Raw genomic sequence first — 20,464 nt, forward strand, 5'->3', positions numbered from 1 at the left:
ACTATGAGTGCATGCCTCTTCCTCGCTTCGATCGACTACCCGCCGAACGTCAGGAGCTGATCCTGGCCGTCGCGCGCAGCCATTTCGCCGAGCAGGGCACCGAAGCCGCCTCGTACAACAAGATCATCGAGGCGGCCGGCTTCTCGAAGACCGCGGCGTACCACTACTTCGACGGGCGCGAGGACCTGCTGTCCGCCGTGCTCGACGGCGTACTCGGCCGGCTGCTCGGCGCGCTCGGCCCCTGGGCGGCGGCCCGTGACGAGGCCGACTTCTGGTCCCGCCTCGACGCCGGCGCCTCCGCACTCGCGGCACACCTGCAGGCCCACCCGGACGACCTCGCCCTCGCCGACGCGGCCATCGGGCACACACGTGGCGAGGTCGGACCGTGGCTGACGTGGTTCGACGATCTGGTCTCGGACGGTCAGCGGCTGGGCGTGATCCGCACCGACGTGGACCGCGAGCTCCTGGTGACCGTGACCGCGGCGGTCGTCAGAACCGCGGACAGCTGGGCGGTCGCCCGCATGAAGGCGGCACCGGTGCCCACCGCCTCGCACGAGACCGACGGAGCGCAACTCTGGCGTCTGCTCCGCGGATTGTGGACCGAGACCGGACCCCACCCCGACGACGGGAACGCCGATGCGCACTGACATCGAGATCGACTGGGACATACCGAAGACCCCGCCGGGACTCGCGGGCCGCGTCGAACGGTTCATGGGACCGGGCAAGACGCGTTCCGAGACGGCGGTGGAGATCGCGGGCCTCGCCGTGTGCGCCCTGCTCCTCTTCGCAGGGATACGTGCATCCGGATCCTGGCGCGAGTGGTCGGGACCGCAGTGCGCGGTGGTCGCACTGGCGGGACTGGACCTCATCGGCGGAGTGCTCACCAACGCGACGAACGCGGCGAAGCGCTGGTACCACCGGCCCGGCCCGGGCACCCGGCGGTCACGGCTCCTGTTCGTCTCCGCGCACATGCTCCATCTCCTGGCCGTGGGCCTGGTCGTCCTGTCCGGCGACTGGCCCTGGACGCTGGGCAATGCCGCACTGCTGCTCACGGGCGCGGCCGTCGTGGAGTTCTCGCCGCTGCACCTCAAGCGACTGGTCTCGATGAGCGCGCTGACCGCCGCCGTCCTGGTCAATCTGTACTGGCTCGACGTGCCGTACGTTCTCGCCTGGTTCGCGCCGCTGTTCTTCCTGAAACTACTCGTCTGCCATCTCGTCCCGGAGGCGCCCCTGGAGAGGCGACGCCATGCCTGAGGCCACCCCGCGCTGGAGGCTCGACGCGACACCGGATCCCACCGCCTGCGCCCGCACCCTGGCAACGGCCTTCCACCGGGAACCGGCCCTCTCCTGGATCTGCGGTACGTCGCAGACCGTGAGGACCCACTGGTTCACCACCACCCTCCGGACCCACGCCACCCTGCCCGGTGCCCTCCGGTACGCGGTCACGGCGACGTCGGACGGACGGCAGGTCGCCTCGGCGGTCCTCACACCGCCGGGCGCGGCCCCCGGAATCCCGGCCCGCGCGGCCTGGGCGGCCCGAACGGGCCTCAGGTGCGGACCCGCCGCCCTCGGGAGGACCCTGCGCTATCTGCGGCACGCCGAGACCGTGTGTCCGCCGGGCGCATGGACCCTGGAATTCATCGGCGTACGCCCCGACAGCGCGGGACACGGCGCCGGACGCCTCCTCCTGGACCACCTGCTGGCGACGACACCGGCCCCGGCGGGCATCTTCCTGACCACCGCCGACCCCACGAACGTCCCCCTCTACCGCCACCTCGGCTTCACGGAACTGCAGCGGACCCCCCTGGGCCCGCTGACCGTCACGGCCATGACGAGCCCGGGACGCCCGGGCCCCACCTGACCGACTGCCCCGAGCCGGAGCCGTGCTCCACGTCCGCCCGACCTCCCCGAAGCACCCACATCAGAGGCGTGCGGATGTCTTGAGGAAATCCACATCGGAACCAAAGGGGCCGGGACGGCGCGCCGTCGTGGTGGCCGGGCTTCACCCCCGCCCCGGGGTTCTGAGGGACCGGCTGTGCTTTCCCCGTCCTCCGTCCGGACTCGTCCGGCGAGCTGTTCCCAAGGAGCGGACCTACGCTCGGGGCATGCGACGCGGTCAGATGCGTATGTCCCCGGAAGCCCGGAACGCCCTGCTCGAAGGCCTGCGACAGATCCGGGCCGAGCTGAAGGCCTCCGTGGAGTTCCCCGTGCACGTGCTGGAAGCCGCTCAGGAGGCGATGGACCACGTCCAGCTGCCTGAGAAGGACGCCACTCATCTGCCGTTGTTCACGATCGATCCGCCGACCTCGCGGGATCTCGACCAGGCGATGCACCTGGAGCGGCGGCCCGGGGGCGGGTACCGCGTGCACTACGCCATCGCCGACGTCACGGCCTTCGTCAAGCCCGGCAGTGCGTTGGAGGCCGAGGCACGCGACCGGATCGAGACGCTGTACTTCCCCGACCTCAAGGTGCCCCTGTATCCGCCCCTGATCTCCGAGGGACCGGCCAGCCTGCTCCCGGACCAGGTCGTCCCCGCCCTGCTGTGGCAGCACGACCTCGACTCCGACGGCAACGTGACCGCCTCGACTGTGAGCCGGGCCAAGGTCCGCAGCAAGGCCAAGCTCGACTACGCCGCGGTCCAGCGGGACATCGATGCCGGCACGGCTGCGGAACCCGTCGCCCTGCTGCGCGAGATCGGCAGGCTGCGGGAAGCCGTCGAGGCCAAGCGCGGTGGCGTCGCGGTGAACCTGCCTGACCAGGAGCTCACCCTCACGGACGGATCGTTTCGGCTGAGCTATGTGGCGACCCTGCCCGTGGAGGGCTGGAACGAGCAGATCTCCCTCATGACCGGAATGGCCGCGGCCCGGATCATGCTGGAGAGCGGCACCGGGATCCTGCGGACCCAGAGGGCGCAGACCGACCAGGGCGAGGTCGAGCGCGTACGAGGGCTCGCGAAGAAACTGGGCATCGAGTGGAAGCCCGAGGCCACGTACGCCACGCTGGTCAACTCCCTCGACCCGGCCGACCGGAAGCAGATGGCCTTCCTCAGCGAGGCCACCGCCATGCTGCTCAAGGCGGAGTACGCCACGTTCCGCGACCACGGGATCCCGAAGCACACGCTCCACGCGGCCATCGCGGCTCCGTACACCTACGCCACGGCCCCGCTGCGGCGCCTCCTCGACCGCTACACCGGTGAGCTGTGCGTGGCCGCGTGCGCCGGCGAGGACCCGCCGGGCTGGGTGCTCGACGCCCTGCCGTGCCTGCCGTGCGACATGGCGAGGGGGAAGGGGAAGCTGGCCGACCGGCGCGCGGTGGACCTGGCCGAGGCCGCGCTGCTGAAGGACCGGGAGGGCGAGATCTTCGTCGGTACGGTCATCAACACCGACGCGGAGGACGACAAGCCGAAGGAAGGCACGGTGCACCTGGCGGAACCCGCCGTGATGGGCAAGATCACCTCCGGTGTCGAGCTCGAGCTGGGCGCGAGTGTCCAGGCCAGGCTCACCCGGGCCGACCCTCTCTTCTCCGGCCGGCACAAGGTCCTCTTCCGCACGGCGTAGCCGGCCCGTCAGCACCGCCGGGCCCGGCCGAGGACGGGCGGGCGGAGCGGTACGGGTTCCTCAGCCGGCCGCGGCAAGGCGTTCCACCAGCAGGAACGCGCCGATGGCGATCATCATGGCACCGCTGACACGGGTGACGGCCCGGGCAGCAGTGGGCCGGGTGCTCAGCACCGTGCGGGCCAGGACTCCGACGGACAGGTAGACGACCGCGCAGGCGGTCAGGTGCATCGTGCTGAGCAGCCCGGTCTGCGCGGCGACCGGCCAACCCGTGGCGGAGTCGATGAACTGCGGGAACAGCGAGAAGTACAGCAGCAGCGCCTTCGGGTTCAGCCCGCTGATCCCTGCCCCCTTGAGCATGACCCGCAGGCGGGAGGCCTCGGCTCCACCTCCCGCAGCCGCCGTCGGCACGGCCGGCTGCCGCAGGACGCCCCAGCCCAGCCACAGCAGGTAGCCGGCACCCACCATGGTCAACGCGGTGAGCACGGCCGGGGAGCTCGCCACGAGCACCGCCAGGCCCGCGACGGCCACGAGCGCGTACGCCGTGTGGCCGACGATCAGCCCGGTGACGGCCGGGACGACCGAGCGTCCCCGCAGACCGGCGGAGATCGCGTAGGCCCAGTCCGCGCCCGGGGTGAACACCAGCAGCAGGTCCACGGCGAGGAAGGCCGCCAGCGTCGTCGTGTCCATCGATCGTTCCCTCTCACACACTCTCAGGCTCTGGAGGGAACGCTAGGCCGAATCAGCCCGAAGGTGTTTGCGTCTTTACCCCATGATCGCGTGATGTGGGGGAGAATCTTCGTCATGGACGCCATGGACCGGAAGATTCTTACCGAGCTGCAGCTCGACGGCCGCCTGACGATCACCGAGCTGGCCGGCCGTGTGCAGCTCAGCGTCTCGCCCTGCCACCGCCGCCTGCGCGACCTCGAACGCGAGGGCGCCATCCGCGGCTACCGCGCCGTCGTCGACCCCGCCGCCGTCGGCCTGAACTTCGAGGCCCTCGTCTTCGCCACGCTCCGGTGGGAGGACGCCGACACGGTCACCGCCTTCGAAGAGGCCGTGTCCGCCGTGCCGCACGTCCTCCAGGCCCAGCGGCTGTTCGGCGAGCCCGACTACCTCCTGCGGGTCGCGACCGCCGACCTGGCCGCGTTCCAGGAGCTGTACGACCGGCAGCTCGCCCGACTGCCCGGGGTCCAGCGCCTGACGTCCACCCTCGTCATGAAGCACGTCATCGACGACCGCCCCCTGCCCGAGTAGGAGCCGTACCGACGGCACGCCCGACCCGGTGTCCCGCCGACCGACCGACCGGGCCGAGGGCCCCGGGCCGGCAGGGCGCACGACGTGCCGGTGCGCCCTGCCGGGTGGCGTCAGCGTTTCCGCACGTGGAGGACGTGGGCGTCGAGGGGGAGCGGGCGCTGCCCGACGAGGTCGAGGCCCGCCGCGTCGAACAGTCGCGCGTACTCGTCGGCTCCGCGCTCGCGGCCGCCGGTGTTGCACAGCATGTGCAGGTCCCACGCCGTCGCGAGGGAAGGCGTGGCGTCGGCGGGCAGCAGGCGTTCGACGACGAGGAGGTCGGCGTCGGACGGCATCGCTCGCGCGAGGTGCCGAAGGATGTCGCGGCACCGTGCGTCGTCCCAGTCGTGCAGGACGCGGGAGAGCAGGTACACGTCTCCGGCCGGCGGTACGTCGGCGAAGTCGCCGACCCGGTAGTCGCATCGGTCGCCGACGCCGGCGGCGGTCAGGCGCTCGCGCGCGGCGGCCACGACGTGCGGCCGTTCCAGGAGGACCCCGCGCAGCGAGGAGTGGGCGGCCAGGACCCGGCCGAGGAGCTCGCCCGTGCCGCCGGCGATGTCGATCACGGTACGGGGGACGGGGGAGCCGGCCGCCGCCGTGAGGACGGGATGTGCGGGCAGGGGGTCGAACATCCGGGAGCCGGCGGCCATGGACCGGTCGAACGTCGTGGCGAGGCAGGGGTCGTGGGCGAAGTGGTCGAAGTGGTTCTCGCCGTAGAGGTGCTCGAAGCCCGGCTCGCCGGTCCGCACGGCGTGGCCCAGGTGTGCGAAGGACTGGTAGAACGGGCCGCCGTACATGAGCGCCAGGGGCCGCATCGAGCCGGTGGCGTCCTCGCGCAGGAGCCGGCCGGCGGCGGTGAGCCGGAACCCGTCCCGTTCCTCGGACACGACCCCCACCATGGCGAGATAGCGCAGCAGCGTCCTCAGCGCGTCCGGCCGCGCGCCGACCGCGTGCGCCAGCCGCTCGGCGCTGAGGGGGCCGCGTGTGCCGAGGGCCTCGGGCAGTCGCAGCTCGGCGCAGGTGGCGAGGGCCTGGGTGGTCCAGGCCCCGGTCAGCAGACGCAGGAGCGTTTCCGCCGCGCGGGAGTCGGGGTCGGCGACCGCATCCGTACGCGAGCCCGTACCCGTACGCGTACCGGCCGATGATCCCTCGGGCGCCCCCGAACGCTGCTCCTCCAGGTGCTCCGCGAGCAGGTCCCGGTGGTCGCCGCGCGCGTACAGCTCCATGCGCCGGTAGTCGGTCTTCGTCTCCGCGGGGGTGGCGAAGTAGAAGACGGTGCCGTCCTCGTGCGGGTTGTACCCGCCGCCGTCGGCGACCGCGCCGTGGCGGGCGAGGCTGGCCCGGAGGCCGCGCAGGAGCAGGGGATCGGGTCGGTCCACGTCGAAGGCCAGGTGGGCCTCGTGGTCGTGGGCGCGTTCGTGCGCGGCGAGCGAGGAGAGGGCGGAGGCCGGCGGGACCGCGAGGGCGAACACCTCGACGGCGCGGCGTTCGCCGGAGGGGCCGTGCGCCGCGGGGCGGAGAATCCTTACGTCAAGATCGGCGGGGTCGAGTGCGTGGCGGGCGGCCAGGCGGTCGCGTACGACGACGCTGGGCTGGGCTGCGGCGTCGTCGGGGAGGCCGCAGGCGGCGAGCGCGGCGCGGAGTCCGGGGTGGTCGGCGGGGAAGACCAGGAGCGCGGCGTGGGCGAAGCGGCACCGGTCGGCCACCGCGCGCAGTTCGGGGCCGTCGAGGCCGGGCAGTACGCGGGAGAGCAGGACGGAGGTCTCCTGCTCCCGGACGAACTCGGCGGTCGCGCGCAGGCGCCGGACGTCGTCGGGTGAGAGGGCGCTCGCGAGGGCAGGGCTGGTCATCAGTGGGGGTCCTCGATGAAGAAGAGCGGGCGGGAGCGGGCCCCGGCTGCGGGAGCCGGGGCCTTGGACCGCGGTGGTGGGGGAGGGGCGGAAGAGGTCAGATGCCGACGTACTGCTCGGCGAACCAGTCCTGGTGGGTACGGGACGTCCGCAGCGACTCCATGCGGGAGCGGCGCATCCCCTCCTGGAACGGCGGTGCGCCGTGGAGCAGGCCGATCATCCAGTGCGAGAACTCCTGCGCACGCCAGATGTGCGTCAGGCACCGGTCCGAGTAGCGGGCGAGTCCTTCGGAGTCGCTGCGGTGGAGGTCGGCGGCGAGCGCCTCGGCGAGGAGCTCGGCCTCCAGGACTGCGAGGTTGGCGCCCTTCGCGGCGGAGGGGCTGATGAGCGCGGCGGCGTCGCCGGCCAGGAAGAGGGAGCCGTGCCGGAGCGTGCCGAGCACGTCGGACTCGAGGTCGACGACGGCGCGCTGCACGATCCGCCCGCGCCGGAGGGGGCCGTGGTCGGCGCTCCGCATCCGCAGGTCGAGCTCGTCCCAGATCCGCTCCTCGCTCCAGTCGTCGGCGGGGGTGCCGCGTTCGCACTGGAGGTAGTAGCGGGTGATGTCGGCGGACCGGGCCATGTGCCCGGCGAAGCCACGGGGGTGTGTGGCGTAGCCGACGGCGTCGAGGCTGGGGGGTGCCTCGGCGAGGAGCCCCAGCCAGGAGACCCCGTGGTCGCGGTGGTGTCGTACGGCCTCGTCCGGAAGCGACTTCCGACCGGCGCCGTGGCGGCCGTCGCAGGCGGCGACGTACCTCGCCCGCCACCGTACGGTCAGACCGTCCGGTTCCCGGGCCGCGACCCACGGCCGGGCGCCGTCCGCGTCGCCGACCTGCACCGCTTCGGTCTCGAAGCGGATCCGGCCGCCGGAGTCGACGTACGCGGCCAGCAGGTCGGCGACGAGTTCGTGCTGGGGATAGACGGTGTGGGGCTCGCCGTTCCCGAGCTGCCGGTAGTCGAGCCGGAAGAGGCCGTCCTCGGTGCGGAACTCGCAGACGCCGTGCTCGCTGCCCCGGCGCCGCAGCCCCTCGTCGAGGCCGTGGCGCCGCAGCACGCGCACGGTGTGAGCGGCGAGGAACCCGGCCCGGGCCCGGTTCAGGACGTGGTCACGTGCGGTGCGTTCGAGGACCACGCAGTCGATTCCGCTGCGCAGTAAGAGGTTGCCGAGCACGAGCCCGGCGGGACCGGCCCCGAGGATGACGACGTCCGCCGACTCCCGGCCGTCCCGTGTGTGTTGACTGTCTGTCACGAAAGTTGATCTTAGGTACGGTGAAGTACGTCACTCGTCAAACGTCACCCGAATGCCGCATTCCATGAGAAAAGGATTCTCCTTTGTCGCCACAGCACTCGGCGGCACCGGAGCCACGACGAGGCTCTCCTGGCCTCTGCCCGTTCTCCCTCCCAGGCTGCGTGATCCACAACGCTCGGGGGATCATGGACTACACGCGATATCGCAGACCGTCCGCGTTTCTGCTGCTGACAGTGGCCGTGGTCCTCGGAGCGGCGGCCGGCTGGTGGTGGTCGACCGTGGCTTTTTCGACCCGGTGTGGTGCGTCTACGTCCAGCAAGGAAGGCCACCGCTGGAACGCCGTTGGACCGTCGACTGCTTCGAAAGCGACTTCGAGAACGACTTCGACGGAGGCGTACGCAGTGAAGCCGTATGGACCGGGCCTGAGCGGATTCGTATGACGACCGGCGACGGCGCATCCCACGAGGTGACCATCGGCCAGGACGGAAGGCCCGGCCGGATCGTCTCCGCCGGCTGACCTCGTGGTGCGCCGTCAGGCCGTGGGGGTTCTCCGGAGGGAGGTCGCCCTGTCGTGTGGGTCAGGAGCAGGCAGGCCGCAGCGGTTGCGACGAGGCCCAGTACGGCCGGTCCGACGAAGCCGGGTGTGCCGTCGGGCGTGTGACTTTCGCCGTTCCGCCGCAGGCAGATGTATGCGGCAGCGCACTTCGGACGGGTCCGCCGGTGGGCTCGGCGCACCCCGGCCTGTCCGAGTCGCCCGAAGCCGTACGCCGCGAGCCCGAAGCACAGGAGGGTCAGGAGCGCGATGAGGGGGAGGATCGCCATCCGCCGACCTCATCAGCAGCCGACTCACAGGGCTATGGCGGAGCCCGCAATTCCGGTGTCGAGACCTGAGAGGCCGTATCCGGTGAGTCGCCCAGCGCGGTCAGCCGAAGGGGCCGGCCTGGCGGTGCTCCTCGGCGAGCTCGTGGCGGGTGCACCGGCTGTTGGGCTCGGTGACGACCAGGCCGTCGGCGGAGCCGGGGCCGGGCCGGGATCTTGACGTGTGGGGCCGTCTTCGGCTGATCATGGCCTCATGACTCGCGCTCTCTCGACGCCGCCCGTCATCTCCTCCGGCTCGCTCGGCAGTTCCCCGCAACCCGTGCTCACGGCCTTCGGCGGTCTGCTGCTGCGCCCCTGGGAAGGAAGCGACGCGGCACCGTTCCTCTCCGCCTACCGCGACGACGAGGTCCGTCGCTGGCACACGCGGCGGCCCTTGACCGAGGCGCAGGTCCTGGAGTGGTTCGACGCCTATCACCAGGACTGGCGACGAGAACGGGGCGCCCACTGGGCGGTCGCCCGTGAGGGCGGCGAGGTGCTGGGCCGCATCGCTCTTCGCGGCTGGGACTTCGACGACGGCGTCGCCGACGTCGCGTACTGGGTGCTCCCGGCCGCCCGAGGTGCCGGCGTGGCGTCCAGCGCCCTCGCCACGCTTTCCGCCTGGGCCCTGGACGAGATCGGTTTCCACCGCCTGGAGCTGGACCACTCGACACGCAACGCGGCGTCCTGCAGGGTCGCCACGAAAGCGGGCTACCGCCTGGAAGGCGTCAAGCGCAGCGCCGCCCTCCACGACGACGGCCGGCACGACATGCACCTGCACGCCCGCGTTCTGGGCGACGAGCCCGCCGGGCCGTCACGTGCGACTCCGGCAGGCGGCTGAGGCGGAACCATACGACTGAAGGCGGCAGTTGCGGCCGCCTGAGACGCTGGGGTGCCCTTGGTTACCTGCGGGGGACCGGGTGACGTACGCACCCGCCCCCCCCCGCGATGCGCGGGGAACTCACCGCGTCCGGTCCGCGTCCACGGCGTTCGCCAGCGCCTGCGGAGTGCGGGTCGAGAGGTAGACGTACGGTGTGGGGTCGGCGGGGTCGGTGTTCTCTATGCGGACCGCTCCCGTGATGTAGCTGCGCATCATCATGTGGGCCCCGCCGACCCATACGGCGACTCCCGCCACGTGCAGGGCGAGGCTGGTGACGGCCGCGTCGTGGTCGGCGGAGGCCGCGGAGTGCCCCGTGAAGGCAGGCGGCAACACCGCACCGACGGCGAGGACGAGCGCCGCCCGCGTCCACGGGACGGTGGTCACGCCCGCGCACAGGGTCGCCAGGACGAGCCCTGCCGCCGCCGTCACGGCGTAGGCGCGGCCCTGCGCCGAGGTGAGGGCGAAGTCGGCCACCGTCGCCGGGTCGAGAACCTCCGCGACCGGCCGGGCGAACAGGTCCGACAGCGTGAGGACCATCAGGGCCACCGACGCGAGCGACCACAGCCCCGCGGCGACCGCCGCCCAGGTCAGGCAGGTCGTGCGCGACCGCCCCAGAGCGCGGCCGCCGGGCAGCAGGACGCCGGCCAGGAGAAGGGCACCCACCGTCGCCACCGACGCGATGTCCACGGCGATCCGCGCCAGGGGCAGGCCCCAGGACGTCAGCGGACCGGCGTCCTCGATGCCCGGCACCCGCCGAGCCGTGGAACCGGTCGCCCACATCCCCACGACCATGACGACCACGGCCAGTACGACCGAGGCGAGCAGGATCACCGGCAGACGGCCCACCTTGCGCACAGCAGGATCAACCGACACGGTGTGCCCTCCGACGGCGCGCCACGAGCACCGCGGCACCAGCGCCGGCACCGGCTCCTGCCACGAGCAGTGCACCGACGATCAGGCCGCTGCCGCTGCCGCTGCCGCTGCCGCTGCCGCTGCCACGCGACGTGGGCCGGGTGCTCGACGTCGGCGAGGGACTCGCGGTCGCCGCATCAGCCGAAGCGGAAGGGGCCGGCGGAACCGTCGGCGGAGATGGTGCGGAACTCGGCGCGGAGCTCGGCGCAGCCCCCGCCCGGACCGTGAAGGTGTAGGACCCGGACACGGGATGGCCGTCGGCCGAGACCACTCGGTAGCCGACGGTGTACGTGCCGGACGGCAGACCCGGCTTCACGGCGAGGCACGCACGCATGCCGTCGACCCGCGGCGCCCCCGCACCTGCCGGGGTTCCGTCCGGGGCGGTCAGGGCGACCTTGGCGAACTCCTGCGACATCACGTCCCTGAAGGTCAGCCCGATGGTCTGCGGGAGGGCGTCGAGGGTCGCGCCGCCGGCCGGCGTGCTGGAGGTCAGGTCCGTGTGCGCCGAGGCGCCGGGTGCACCGGCCCACAGGAGCGCGGCACTCAGAGGGACGACGAGGGTGCGTGCCGCCGTACGGGCGGCACGCCGGGAGAGGCAGTGCATGGGAAGGGAGGGGGTCTCTCTGTGCTGCCCGGACCAGCCGGAGCGGGGGGTACGCCGACGCCGCGGCGGACGACCCCCCTCACCCGGCCATCAGGCCAAGCAGAAGCCTCCGCCGGACGACAGCCCGGTCTGCGGGAGAGGGGCACGCCACGACCCGGCGCGCCCGTACCTCGGAGGTGCTCGCCCCGCGTGCAGCCGTACGACGAGGACGGCCCGCGGCATCGCGCCCGGTTCGAGATCGCGCAGCGCCGTCCTCGGCCCGTTGCCGACGGGCACGAGCGGCCGGACGAACGTCAGCAGGGCGCGCAGGACTTCGAGAAGGGGTTTGCCGTGCCACAGCAGCCGCTCGGTCAGCCCGAACAGACGCGCGGCGAGCACCAGCATGGCCAGGTGCCCGGCGAAGAAGACCTCCGGCGGAACGCCGACCGCCGAGGCGTGTTCGACCACGTCCAGCGGTTCGCGCGCACCGACCACCGCCGCGCAGGCCCCCGGCAGCGCGTACGCCGCGTGGTGGGCCAGCAGGGCACCGGCGAGCGCCGCCATGAGCTGGGTGTCGGAGAGTTTGTGCCGGTTCAGCAGCACGGCACCGGGCACCGCGACCGCCCCCATGCCCAGCAGCAGGGCCCAGCGCGGCATGTGGCCCTGCGCGAGCAGGTGACCGGCCAGCGGCAGCAGGACGCACAGCGCCGCCAGGGCGCCGGCCCTCGCGCCACGCACCATTCCACGGGCCGGCGAAGGCGGCCGTGCTGCGAGGGTGCCGGACATGAGCTGCCGGGCTTTCAGGGAGAACGTCCAGGATCAGGCCTGTGGCTCACGAGGAGCCCGACGGCCATCCGCAGCGTATCCCGATGCCCCTGACCCACCCGCAACCGGATCCCCGCCTGCAACGGGTGCCGTTCCTCCAACCGGATCCGAACCCGCAACCGGATCCGAACCCGCAACCGGATCCGAACCCGCAACCGGATCCGAACCCGCAACCGGATCCGAACCCGCAACCGGATCCGGAGCCGCAACCGGATCCGGAGCCGCAACCAGATCCGGAGCCGCAACCGAATCCGACCGACGAAGCCGGCACATGGGTCGTCGCTCGAACGCCGTGCCCGGCCCGGACAGCCGGAAGTGGCCCTCCACCGGTTTGTGGAGGGCCACCTTCGTGGCTCAGTGGTCGGCCGACCGGTGGTGCGGTGCCGCTACGGCGCCACCTTCAGGAGCTTGTTCGCGGTGCCGGAGGACGGGTTCTTGATGGCGTCCGCGGTGGCCGCCCCGGTCAGCGCTGCGGCCGTGTCGGCCGGCGTCGCCGAGGGGTTGGCCGCGAGGTACAGGGCCGCGGCGCCCGCCACGTGCGGGCTGGCCATCGACGTTCCGGAGATCGTCTTGACGCCGGTGTCGCTGTCGTTCCAGGCGGAGGTGATCTCCGAGCCCGGCGCGTACAGGTCCACCACGGAGCCGAAGTTCGAGAAGTCCGACTGCTCGTCGTCCTTGGTGCTGGACGCCACGGTGAGCGCCTCGGGCACCCGGGAGGGCGAGCCCTGCCCGGCGTCGGCGGACTCGTTGCCGGCCGCCACCGCGAAGGTCACGCCGGAGGCGATGGCGCGCTGGACAGCCGCGTCCAGGGCCTCGTCGGCGCCGCCGCCGAGGCTCATGTTCGCGACCGAGGGGCCCGAGTGGTTCTGGGTCACCCAGTCGATGCCCGCCACGACCTGTTCGGTGGTGCCGGAGCCGTTGTCGTCGAGGACGCGAACGGCCACGACCTTGGCCTTCTTGGCCACACCGTGAGCCGTACCGGCGATGGTGCCGGCGACGTGGGTGCCGTGGCCGTTGCCGTCGTCGGCGGTCTGGTCGTTGTCCACGGCGTCGAAGCCGTGGCTGGCCCGGCCGCCGAAGTCCTGGTGAGAGACCCGGACGCCGGTGTCGATGACGTACGCGGTCACGCCCTCGCCGCCGCCGTCGGGGTACGTGTACTTCTGGTCGCCCGCGGTGTCGGCCTGGTCGATCCGGTCCAGACCCCAGGACGGCGGCTGATCCTGGGTCTCGTTGATGCTGAAGCGCTTGTTCTGCACGACCGTGCCGACGGCCGGGTCGGCGGCGAGGCGCTTCGCCTCCTCGACGGACAGACCGGAGGCCGAGAAGCCGTTGACCTCCGAGCCGTAGGAGCGCTGGAGGGTGCCGCCGTACTTCTTCGCGAGCTCCGCCTTGTTCGCGGATGCGTCGAGGATGACGACGAAGCTGCCGGAGACGGCGCCCGGGGCACCGAGTCCGTGGACGGTGCCTTCCGCCGGAGCGGCCGCCCCGGCGAGATTGCCCGCGAACAGTGCGACGGCTGCCGCGGCTGCGGTACCTGTGGCTATCGCCGCGTTGCGAAGTCCGTGGGATCGCTTGTGAGTTGCCATGAAGGTGGTTCTCTCCTCGTGTTGACGTGTGGGGCGTCAAACGTTCGAGGGAAACCCTGTGCGAGTTGGCAGGAGCAAATCAAGTGCGAACCCCTGGTGACACGTTATTCAACAACGTTTCTTAAAGATCTCTCCGCATCGCCTCCACGTCGTACACGCGATCTCGCCAACTCCTGCGTGAAAAGGGCACGGAGGGAACCGGACCCGGAAGGTCCGACGGCGTGAAGGCCGGTCAGGGCTTCAGGACGTCCACGTGGTCGCCGACGGCGACCACGAGCACCCGCGCGCCCGGCGCGGTGGTCCGCCAGCGGTGCCGTACGCCGCCGGACACCAGGAGCGTGTCCCCGCGTCCCAACCGGTGGATCCGGCCGTCGGCCTCCACCTCCACCGATCCGTCCGCCACGTACATCAGCTCGTCGTTGCGGTGCTGGAACTCGCGATCCGCCTCGTGCTCGCCGACGAACTCCAGCGCGTGGAGCTGATGGAGGCCCCGGACCACCGGCCTGACGCCCGCCTCCCGGGAGAGGCCGCCGTCGTCGTCGGCGCGCACCACGTCGACCGTGCGGCTCGCGTCCGAGGCGGCCAGGAGCTGGACCGCCGTCGTGCCGAGGGCGTCCGCGATCCGCTGCAGCGACCTCATGCTCGGCCGCGCCCGGTCGTTCTCGATCTGACTGAGAAACGGGGAGGAGAGCCCGCTGAGCCGCGCCACGTCGGCGAGCGTCAGATCGAGTGCCCTGCGTCGGCGGCGTACGGCAGCCCCCACCCGCGGGGTGTCCGCGTCCCCAGCCTCCATGGATGTCCCGTCCTTCCCCGCCCGAGGCGCCGTTCTCCCTGGTGGACCGCGCCTGACGGCACCTTACGTCGCGCGGCGCGGGAACCCGGAGACGGTTTCGTACTCCCGACACACGCCCGTCACACAACGCCCCTAACGTCAAAGTCTGTTGTTGTCATCAAAGAAACTTTGAAGCGAGGGATCCCGCCATGCCCCCCATCGACCAGAACTCACGCCGCCGCCGCCCTGTCGGACTCATCGCCCTGGACGAGACGGCCGCGTCCGACGGCTACACCCTGTACGCCCCCCTCACCGGCACCGGGGAGGTCTACCTCATCGACCTCCACGGCCGCACCGTCCACCGCTGGGACCTCCCGTACCGCCCGGGCCGCCACGCCCGCCTGCTCGCCGACGGCACTCTCGCCTACAACGGCGTGCTGCCGGGGGAGCGTGCGCTCTTCCCGATGTGGCACAAGTACCGGGGCGGCGTCATGCTCCGCGCGGCACCCGACAGCACCGTCCTGCGGGAACACCGCGATCCCCTCCAGCACCACGACGCCCACCACCTCGACGACGGACGCATCCTCTACACGGCCCTGGAACCCCTGACCGGAGCCGAGGCGGCGACGGTACGGGGCGGTGTGCCCGGTTCCGAGGCCGGCGGCGACACCGTCTGGGCCGACACCATCAAGGAGGTCGGCCCGAACGGCGAACTCCTCTGGTCCTGGCGGGCCTCCGAGCACCTCGACCGCGAGTCCTTCCCGCTCCACGAGGCCTACTCCCGTGAACACTGGCCGCTGATCAACAGCGTCACGCCCCTGCGGGACGGCAACATCCTGGCCGGCCTCCGCAGCGTCTCGGCCGTCGTCGTCATCAGCCGCGACACGGGCGAGATCCTCTGGCGCAGCCGCCCCGGCACGGTCAGCCAGCAGCACGCCCCCACCGAACTGGACGACGGCCGGCTGCTCGTCTTCGACAACGGGGTCTTCCGGCCGGACAACGACGTCCCCTACTCCCGTGTCATCGAGATCGACCGGACCACCGGCGACACGGTGTGGGAGTACCACGACCCGGCGCGCGAGTTTTTCTTCGCGCCGTTCATGGGCTCGGCGCAGCGCCTGCCGAACGGCAACACCCTCGTCACCGACTCGCCTTCGGGGCGGCTGTTCGAAGTGACCAAGGACGGCTACCTGTGCTGGGAGTACGTCGTCCCGCACTTCGCCGGCTACGGCGAGAGCGAGGTCCGGGGCCTCTTCCCGTCCGAGCCCAACGCCGTCTTCCGCGCCTACCGTTACACGGCGGCCGACATCCCGTGGCTGGAGGCGACGGCATGACGACCACCCCTGCTCCCACCTCCTCCTCCCCGTCGGCCTCCGGATCCGTTCACGCGGTGGAGGCCGTCGACGCGCCGGTCCCGTGGCGGCGCCTCGTCCCCCTGTCCGCCCAGCACGTCCTGGCGATGATCGCCGCCCCGGTCTCCACCGTCCTCCTCGTCGCCGGCACCCTGCGGATGCAGCCCGGCGCGACGGCCTCCCTGCTCAGCGCCGTCCTGCTGCTGTGCGGCGCGGGCGCGCTGCTCCAGTCCCTGGGCGCGTGGCGGATCGGCGGGCGCCTGCCGTTCGTCATGCTGCCCGGCGGCGCCGCGACCGCGCTCTTCCTCCAGATCGCCCAGGAACACGGGGCGGCGACCGCCTCCGGAGCCGTCCTCCTCGCGGCGGCCCTCCTCCTGGCCGTGCTGCCCCTGTACGCCCGTGTCGTACGGCTCTTCCCGCCCCTGGTCATGGGCGTGACCGTGCTGCTCATCGGGATCGCGATGATCCGGGTCGCGGCCCGGCTCGTCACCGGACCGGACGGCACCGGCGAACCCCGTGCGGTGCTCCTGGCCGGGCTCACCGTCGCGGCGACCGTCGCCGCGTACGTGTTCCTGCGCGGCGTCTGGCGCCAGACCTCCGTCCTCATCGGGATGGCGGCGGGCACCCTCGTGGCCGTGTCGACCGGTCTGGGAGCCTTCGCCCCCGTGGCCGGCAGCGGCTTCGCGCTGCCCGCCTTCCTGCCCTTCGGGACACCGAGGTTCGACCTGCTGGCCGCCCTTCCGCTGCTCGTGTTCAGCCTCACCACCCTCGCCGAGATCACGGGACAGACCGTGCTCAACAGCGAGACCGTCGGCCGTACCCCGGCTCCCGAACGGGACGTCCCCCGCGTCGCCCGGGCCGACGCCGTCGTCTCCCTGGCCGGCGGGCTGTTCGGCACGTCCCTCATGGTCACCAGCGCCGAGAACATCGGCATCGGCCGGCTCACCGGGGTCCGCAGCCGCTTCGTGACCGCCGGGGCCGGAGTCCTCCTCGTCGTCCTCGGCCTGGCCACACCTGTGTCCCGGGCCCTGGCGGGCATACCCGAGGCCGTCGTCGGCGGCTCGGCCCTCGTCGTCTACGCCGTGATCGCCGTCATGGGCGTCGAGATGCTCCGCCGCGCCGACCTGTCCGGCACCGGCACGGGATCGCTGACCGCCGCGCTCGCGCTCACCGTGGGACTGCTGCCGCTGCTCACCCCCGACCTGTACGCGGGATTCCCCGGCTGGGCCCGGACGATCCTGGGCAGCAGCGTCGTCGCCGGCACCCTGACGGCCGTCCTCCTCACCCTGCTGCTCGGCCGCTTCGGCCCCAGGGACCGGCCCTCCGCCCCACCGGACCCGCACGCACGGCAGTGACCGCCCCGGAAGCGGCCGTGCCCTTCAGCTCCGTGCCCGTCGGCTCGGTGCCCGTCAGCTCCGCGTGCGCATCACCCCGTTCCGCCAGAGCGTCGTTTTCCGGCCAACATCCGGACGTATTCGGCTCCCCGGACAACCGGGCATCCAGACCCCTCATCTCACCGGACGGGCACAGCGAGTGTCTGTCACCGCTCCCGCCGGACGGAATCCCGTCCCCGGGGACCGGGTGGCCCGCTGTCCGCTTCCTTGTCACAGCATCCGGAGAACGAGGGATCGATGACCACCACGCGCACCACTCGGCTGCGGCGTCCGCTGCTCGCCGGCACCACGGCCGTCGCGGCCATGGCCGTCACGGTCGGCCTCATGGCCGCCACACCGGAACAGGCGAAGGCCGCGACCGGGCCCACACTGAGTCTCATCGCGGCGACCGACTCGGTCACGCTCACCTCGTGGAAGGAGGAGCCCGGCGTCTACCTGGACCTGGGCACCTACCTGACCTCGGAGGGATCACCGCTGGAGTTCAAGGTGACCCGGAAGTCCTACAAGGAACCGGTGACCATCACCCAGACCGTGTTCGGGAACGGCGGCCGGACCAAGAGCAGGGTGCTGCCCCCGGGCACGGTGAAGGACTTCTCCGGGCTGCCCGGCTTCGCGGAGATCACCGTCACCGACACGACGGGCAAGACGGTCGTCAGCCGGACGGAGAACTTCTGTCCCAACAACGCCAGCGGACGGGTCCGGCCCGACGCGCCCGCCACCTCGAAGTATCCGGAGAGCTGTCCCACCAACCCCTTCACCCTCGGCTCCGTCTGGGGCGTTGAGAAGGGATGGGCCGCCAACACCTACAGCGGTGCCTACACCCAGCCGGTGAAGCTCGCCGCCGGCACCTACACGGCCAAGATCGGGGTCGCCAAGAAGTACCGCGACCTCCTCGGGATCGCCGACAAGCCCGCGACCGTGAAGATCACCGTCCAGGAGCGCAGCTGGGAGGACGGCCCCGCCGCCGCCCGGGCGGCCACCGCCGGGGAGCACGCCGGGCATGGCGCGGGCCACCAGGCCCCGGCCGCCCACGCCGGGCACGGGGCGGGCCACGCTCCGACCCCCCGCCAGGCAGGCGCACCGGAGACCAGCGGCGCGGGTCCCTCGTACAACGTGGGCCACGGGCCGCTGAAGGCCGCGCCGCCGGCCGTGCCGTGGGCGGTGAAGAAGCAGCAGGCCGCGCGCACCGACATGCAGGCCGCCGACACCGCCGGGCAGACCGACGGCTCGCGGCAGGCACCCGCCCTCACGCCGCGCTCCAGCCGGCCCAGCGGGACTCCGTCCGTACCGAACGTCCCCAAGCCCGACCTGCGGTCGCTGCCGGCGTACGGCATCACCATCAGCGACGGCGGCCAGAACGTCCCGGGCAAGGACTACCTGGCCTTCAGCGCCAACGTGTGGAACGCCGGACCGGCCCAGCTCGTGGTGGACGGCTTCCGCTCGCCCGGCAAGGCCAAGATGGACGCCTACCAGTACTTCTACGACGCCGCGGGCAAGCAGGTCGGGTACACCCCGACCGGCACCATGGAGTGGGACCCGCGTCCCGGCCACGTGCACTGGCACTTCACCGACTTCGCCAGCTACCGGCTCCTGAAGGCGGACAAGAAGGAAGCGGTGCGCAGCGGCAAGGAGGCCTTCTGCCTGGCCAACACCGACGCCGTCGACTACACGGTGAAGAACGCCAACTGGCACCCGTTCAACACCGACCTGGCCACCGCCTGCGGTCAGGAGAACTCCATCTCCGTCCGAGAGGTGCTGGACGTCGGCTCCGGTGACACCTACACCCAGGACCTGCCGGGCCAGTCGTTCGACATCACGGACGTGCCCAACGGCACCTACTACATCCAGGTGCTGGCGAACCCGGCCAAGCGGCTGAAGGAGACCAGCCTCGACAACAACAGCGCGCTGCGGAAGGTCGTCCTCGGCGGCACGCCGGGCAACCGCACCGTGAAGGTCCCCGCCCACGACCTCGTGGACGCGAACTGATCTGAGAGGGCGGGTGGCGCGGCAGCCGCCGTGCCACCCGTGCTCGCCGGTCCCGCTCCCGCCCTCGTCACAGCCGCCCTCGCCCTCCAGCCCGGAAGGCACCCGTGGGCGGCCCTCGGGCCGTTCGGGAGAGCGTCGGTGCGGCCCCGGCAGGGCGGGGACGCGGACAGTCGGGAATCGGCCACCATGTGGCCGTGACTGTGCGAGAGGACCCTGTCGTCGACCGCTTGGACCCGTCCCGGTCCGACCCCGTACGGCTTGAACTGTTGCGCCTGCTCTTCACCCTGGCCGACGCCGAGAAGGCCCGCCGGGCGGAGGAGGGCCCGCCTCCCCCCGGCGGCGAGGGACGACGGTGCCGCACGGCCGACGGCCGACGGTGGGCTCGGAGCCGCCGTCACCGCGAGCATGGCGTCCCTCGGCACCGCCGAGCTGGAGCGGGAACACCGGCGGCTGGCCAGGTGCTTCCTCCAGGAGGTCGACCGGCTCATCGCCGGATCCGGCAGCCTCCCCGGCCGGCGCGTGGACTTCCCGGCACCGGGCCCGAGCACGGCGACCCCCTCACCGAGATGCGGGAACAGCGTCCGCTGGACGCCGGCTTCCCGTGGCCCGAGCTGGCCGACACGGTCCTGGCGGCACTGGCACCCGTCACCGAGGAGTACCTGGACGACCTCGTCCACGAGGTCGACCGGTCCGCGTACGACGTCGTCGATCTCTCGCTGACGATCTCCCAGCTCGGCGCCTCGTTGGCGTTCGCGCGACGGCTCAAGCACGCCTTCCCCGCTCTGCAGGTCGTGTTCGGCGGGTCGCAGTACGCGGGCCCCATGGGCAGCACGATCATGCGGATCTGCCCGTACGTCGACGCGGTCGTGCACGTCGAGGGCGAGCAGGTGCTGGGCGAGCTCGTGCGGCGGTTCCGCGACGGCCGCTCGTTGACCGGCCTGGCGGGGGTGAGCCGCCGGACCGCGGACGGCGAGGTGGTGACCGCGCCCGCCGCGGAGCTGGTGGTGGCCGGCAGCCGGAAGCTGGAACTCGACTACGACGCCTACTTCCACCGGCTCGCGCGCCTCGGGCTGACGGAGAAGATGAACCCGTGGTTGCCGTTCGAGAGCAGCCGCGGCTGCTGGTACGGGGCGAAGGTGCAGTGCACGTTCTGCGGCCTCCACGACATCATGGGCTTCCGCGCCTGGGACGCGGACGTCGTCCTGGCGCAACTGGAGAGCCTGGATGTTCTTCTACGAGATCAAGGCGAACACGCGTCGCGGCGAGCTGGAGACGCTCGTCGCGGCCGGCATCCGCTGGGTGCAGCCGGGCATCGAGAGCCTGGACGCCGACCT

At 72.0% G+C, this 20,464-nt stretch carries 19 protein-coding genes; 10 read left to right on the forward strand and 9 right to left on the reverse strand.

Translation table 11 applies throughout. The features are described 5' to 3' along the window. The first annotated feature begins 11 nt into the window (after positions 1–11). The 4 genes from ACF08F_RS18900 to ACF08F_RS18915 all read left to right on the forward strand — a co-directional run bounded on the left by ACF08F_RS18900 (position 12) and on the right by ACF08F_RS18915 (position 3,557). The gene (locus ACF08F_RS18900; protein ID WP_392299649.1) at positions 12–647 is read left to right on the forward strand and encodes a TetR/AcrR family transcriptional regulator; all 636 of its coding nucleotides are present in this window, start codon (positions 12–14) and stop codon (positions 645–647) included. Next, positions 637–1,254 (forward strand): hypothetical protein, encoded by a 618-nt coding sequence (locus ACF08F_RS18905; protein ID WP_392299650.1) that lies wholly within the window; start codon positions 637–639, stop codon positions 1,252–1,254. Before ACF08F_RS18900 ends, ACF08F_RS18905 begins: the two co-directional genes overlap by 11 nt. Then, positions 1,247–1,861 carry a GNAT family N-acetyltransferase gene (locus tag ACF08F_RS18910; RefSeq protein ID WP_392299651.1) on the forward strand — a complete coding sequence of 205 codons (615 nt, stop codon included), beginning with the start codon at positions 1,247–1,249 and terminating at the stop codon, positions 1,859–1,861. The genes ACF08F_RS18905 and ACF08F_RS18910 overlap by 8 nt, the downstream gene beginning before the upstream one ends. A 244-nt stretch (positions 1,862–2,105) precedes the next feature. After that, complete coding sequence (locus ACF08F_RS18915) at positions 2,106–3,557, forward strand: RNB domain-containing ribonuclease (RefSeq protein ID WP_392299652.1); 1,452 nt, start codon at positions 2,106–2,108, stop codon at positions 3,555–3,557. 60 nt (positions 3,558–3,617) lie between these two features. On the opposite strand, the gene ACF08F_RS18920 is transcribed toward ACF08F_RS18915, so the two are convergent. Continuing rightward, the gene (locus ACF08F_RS18920; RefSeq protein ID WP_392299653.1) at positions 3,618–4,244 is read right to left on the reverse strand and encodes a LysE family translocator; all 627 of its coding nucleotides are present in this window, start codon (positions 4,242–4,244) and stop codon (positions 3,618–3,620) included. A 114-nt stretch (positions 4,245–4,358) separates the two neighbouring features. Between ACF08F_RS18920 and ACF08F_RS18925 the strand changes: the two genes are divergently transcribed. Beyond that, positions 4,359–4,811, forward strand: coding sequence for an Lrp/AsnC family transcriptional regulator (locus ACF08F_RS18925; RefSeq protein WP_392299654.1), 453 nt, complete (start codon positions 4,359–4,361; stop codon positions 4,809–4,811). A 110-nt stretch (positions 4,812–4,921) separates the two neighbouring features. Here ACF08F_RS18925 and ACF08F_RS18930 read toward each other — a convergent pair whose 3' ends face one another. Continuing rightward, positions 4,922–6,697, reverse strand: a complete 1,776-nt coding sequence (locus ACF08F_RS18930; protein ID WP_392299655.1) for a methyltransferase — start codon at positions 6,695–6,697, stop codon at positions 4,922–4,924. A gap of 97 nt (positions 6,698–6,794) precedes the next feature. Continuing rightward, complete coding sequence (locus ACF08F_RS18935) at positions 6,795–7,985, reverse strand: 4-hydroxybenzoate 3-monooxygenase (RefSeq protein ID WP_392299656.1); 1,191 nt, start codon at positions 7,983–7,985, stop codon at positions 6,795–6,797. A 265-nt stretch (positions 7,986–8,250) separates the two neighbouring features. On the opposite strand from ACF08F_RS18935, the gene ACF08F_RS18940 reads away from it, so the two are divergent. After that, a complete protein-coding gene (locus ACF08F_RS18940) occupies positions 8,251–8,502 on the forward strand; it encodes a hypothetical protein (RefSeq protein ID WP_392299657.1) in 252 nt (83 codons plus the stop codon). A gap of 555 nt (positions 8,503–9,057) precedes the next feature. Continuing rightward, on the forward strand, positions 9,058–9,681 hold the full coding sequence (locus ACF08F_RS18945; protein WP_392299658.1) for a GNAT family N-acetyltransferase: 624 nt from the start codon (positions 9,058–9,060) through the stop codon (positions 9,679–9,681). A 120-nt stretch (positions 9,682–9,801) separates the two neighbouring features. Here the strand turns inward: ACF08F_RS18945 and ACF08F_RS18950 are convergent, their stop codons facing one another. The 5 genes from ACF08F_RS18950 to ACF08F_RS18970 all read right to left on the reverse strand — a co-directional run bounded on the left by ACF08F_RS18950 (position 9,802) and on the right by ACF08F_RS18970 (position 14,419). Continuing rightward, positions 9,802–10,512: a DUF3093 family protein gene (locus ACF08F_RS18950; protein ID WP_392299857.1), complete on the reverse strand. Its 711-nt coding sequence runs from the start codon at positions 10,510–10,512 to the stop codon at positions 9,802–9,804. 70 nt (positions 10,513–10,582) lie between these two features. Then, positions 10,583–11,236: a copper resistance protein CopC gene (locus ACF08F_RS18955; RefSeq protein WP_392299659.1), complete on the reverse strand. Its 654-nt coding sequence runs from the start codon at positions 11,234–11,236 to the stop codon at positions 10,583–10,585. Between the two features lie 90 nt (positions 11,237–11,326). Further along, a complete protein-coding gene (locus tag ACF08F_RS18960; RefSeq protein ID WP_392299660.1) occupies positions 11,327–11,956 on the reverse strand; it encodes a hypothetical protein in 630 nt (209 codons plus the stop codon). 470 nt (positions 11,957–12,426) lie between these two features. Further along, complete coding sequence (locus ACF08F_RS18965) at positions 12,427–13,626, reverse strand: S8 family serine peptidase (RefSeq protein WP_392299661.1); 1,200 nt, start codon at positions 13,624–13,626, stop codon at positions 12,427–12,429. Between the two features lie 232 nt (positions 13,627–13,858). Next, the gene (locus ACF08F_RS18970) at positions 13,859–14,419 is read right to left on the reverse strand and encodes a helix-turn-helix domain-containing protein (protein ID WP_392299662.1); all 561 of its coding nucleotides are present in this window, start codon (positions 14,417–14,419) and stop codon (positions 13,859–13,861) included. Positions 14,420–14,607: 188 nt separating this feature from the next. Between ACF08F_RS18970 and ACF08F_RS18975 the strand changes: the two genes are divergently transcribed. From ACF08F_RS18975 to ACF08F_RS18985, 3 genes are all read left to right on the forward strand, one after another. Continuing rightward, positions 14,608–15,732 carry an aryl-sulfate sulfotransferase gene (locus tag ACF08F_RS18975; RefSeq protein WP_392299663.1) on the forward strand — a complete coding sequence of 375 codons (1,125 nt, stop codon included), beginning with the start codon at positions 14,608–14,610 and terminating at the stop codon, positions 15,730–15,732. Continuing rightward, positions 15,729–17,105 (forward strand): uracil-xanthine permease family protein, encoded by a 1,377-nt coding sequence (locus tag ACF08F_RS18980; protein WP_392299664.1) that lies wholly within the window; start codon positions 15,729–15,731, stop codon positions 17,103–17,105. The genes ACF08F_RS18975 and ACF08F_RS18980 overlap by 4 nt, the downstream gene beginning before the upstream one ends. 276 nt (positions 17,106–17,381) lie before the next feature. Continuing rightward, positions 17,382–19,130 carry a lysyl oxidase family protein gene (locus ACF08F_RS18985; protein ID WP_392299665.1) on the forward strand — a complete coding sequence of 583 codons (1,749 nt, stop codon included), beginning with the start codon at positions 17,382–17,384 and terminating at the stop codon, positions 19,128–19,130. Between the two features lie 1,042 nt (positions 19,131–20,172). Here the strand turns inward: ACF08F_RS18985 and ACF08F_RS18990 are convergent. Beyond that, on the reverse strand, positions 20,173–20,301 hold the full coding sequence (locus tag ACF08F_RS18990) for a hypothetical protein (RefSeq protein WP_392299666.1): 129 nt from the start codon (positions 20,299–20,301) through the stop codon (positions 20,173–20,175). Positions 20,302–20,464: the final 163 nt, after the last annotated feature.

It is taken from the genome of Streptomyces sp. NPDC015130, assembly GCF_043080005.1.
Taxonomy (GTDB): domain Bacteria; phylum Actinomycetota; class Actinomycetes; order Streptomycetales; family Streptomycetaceae; genus Streptomyces.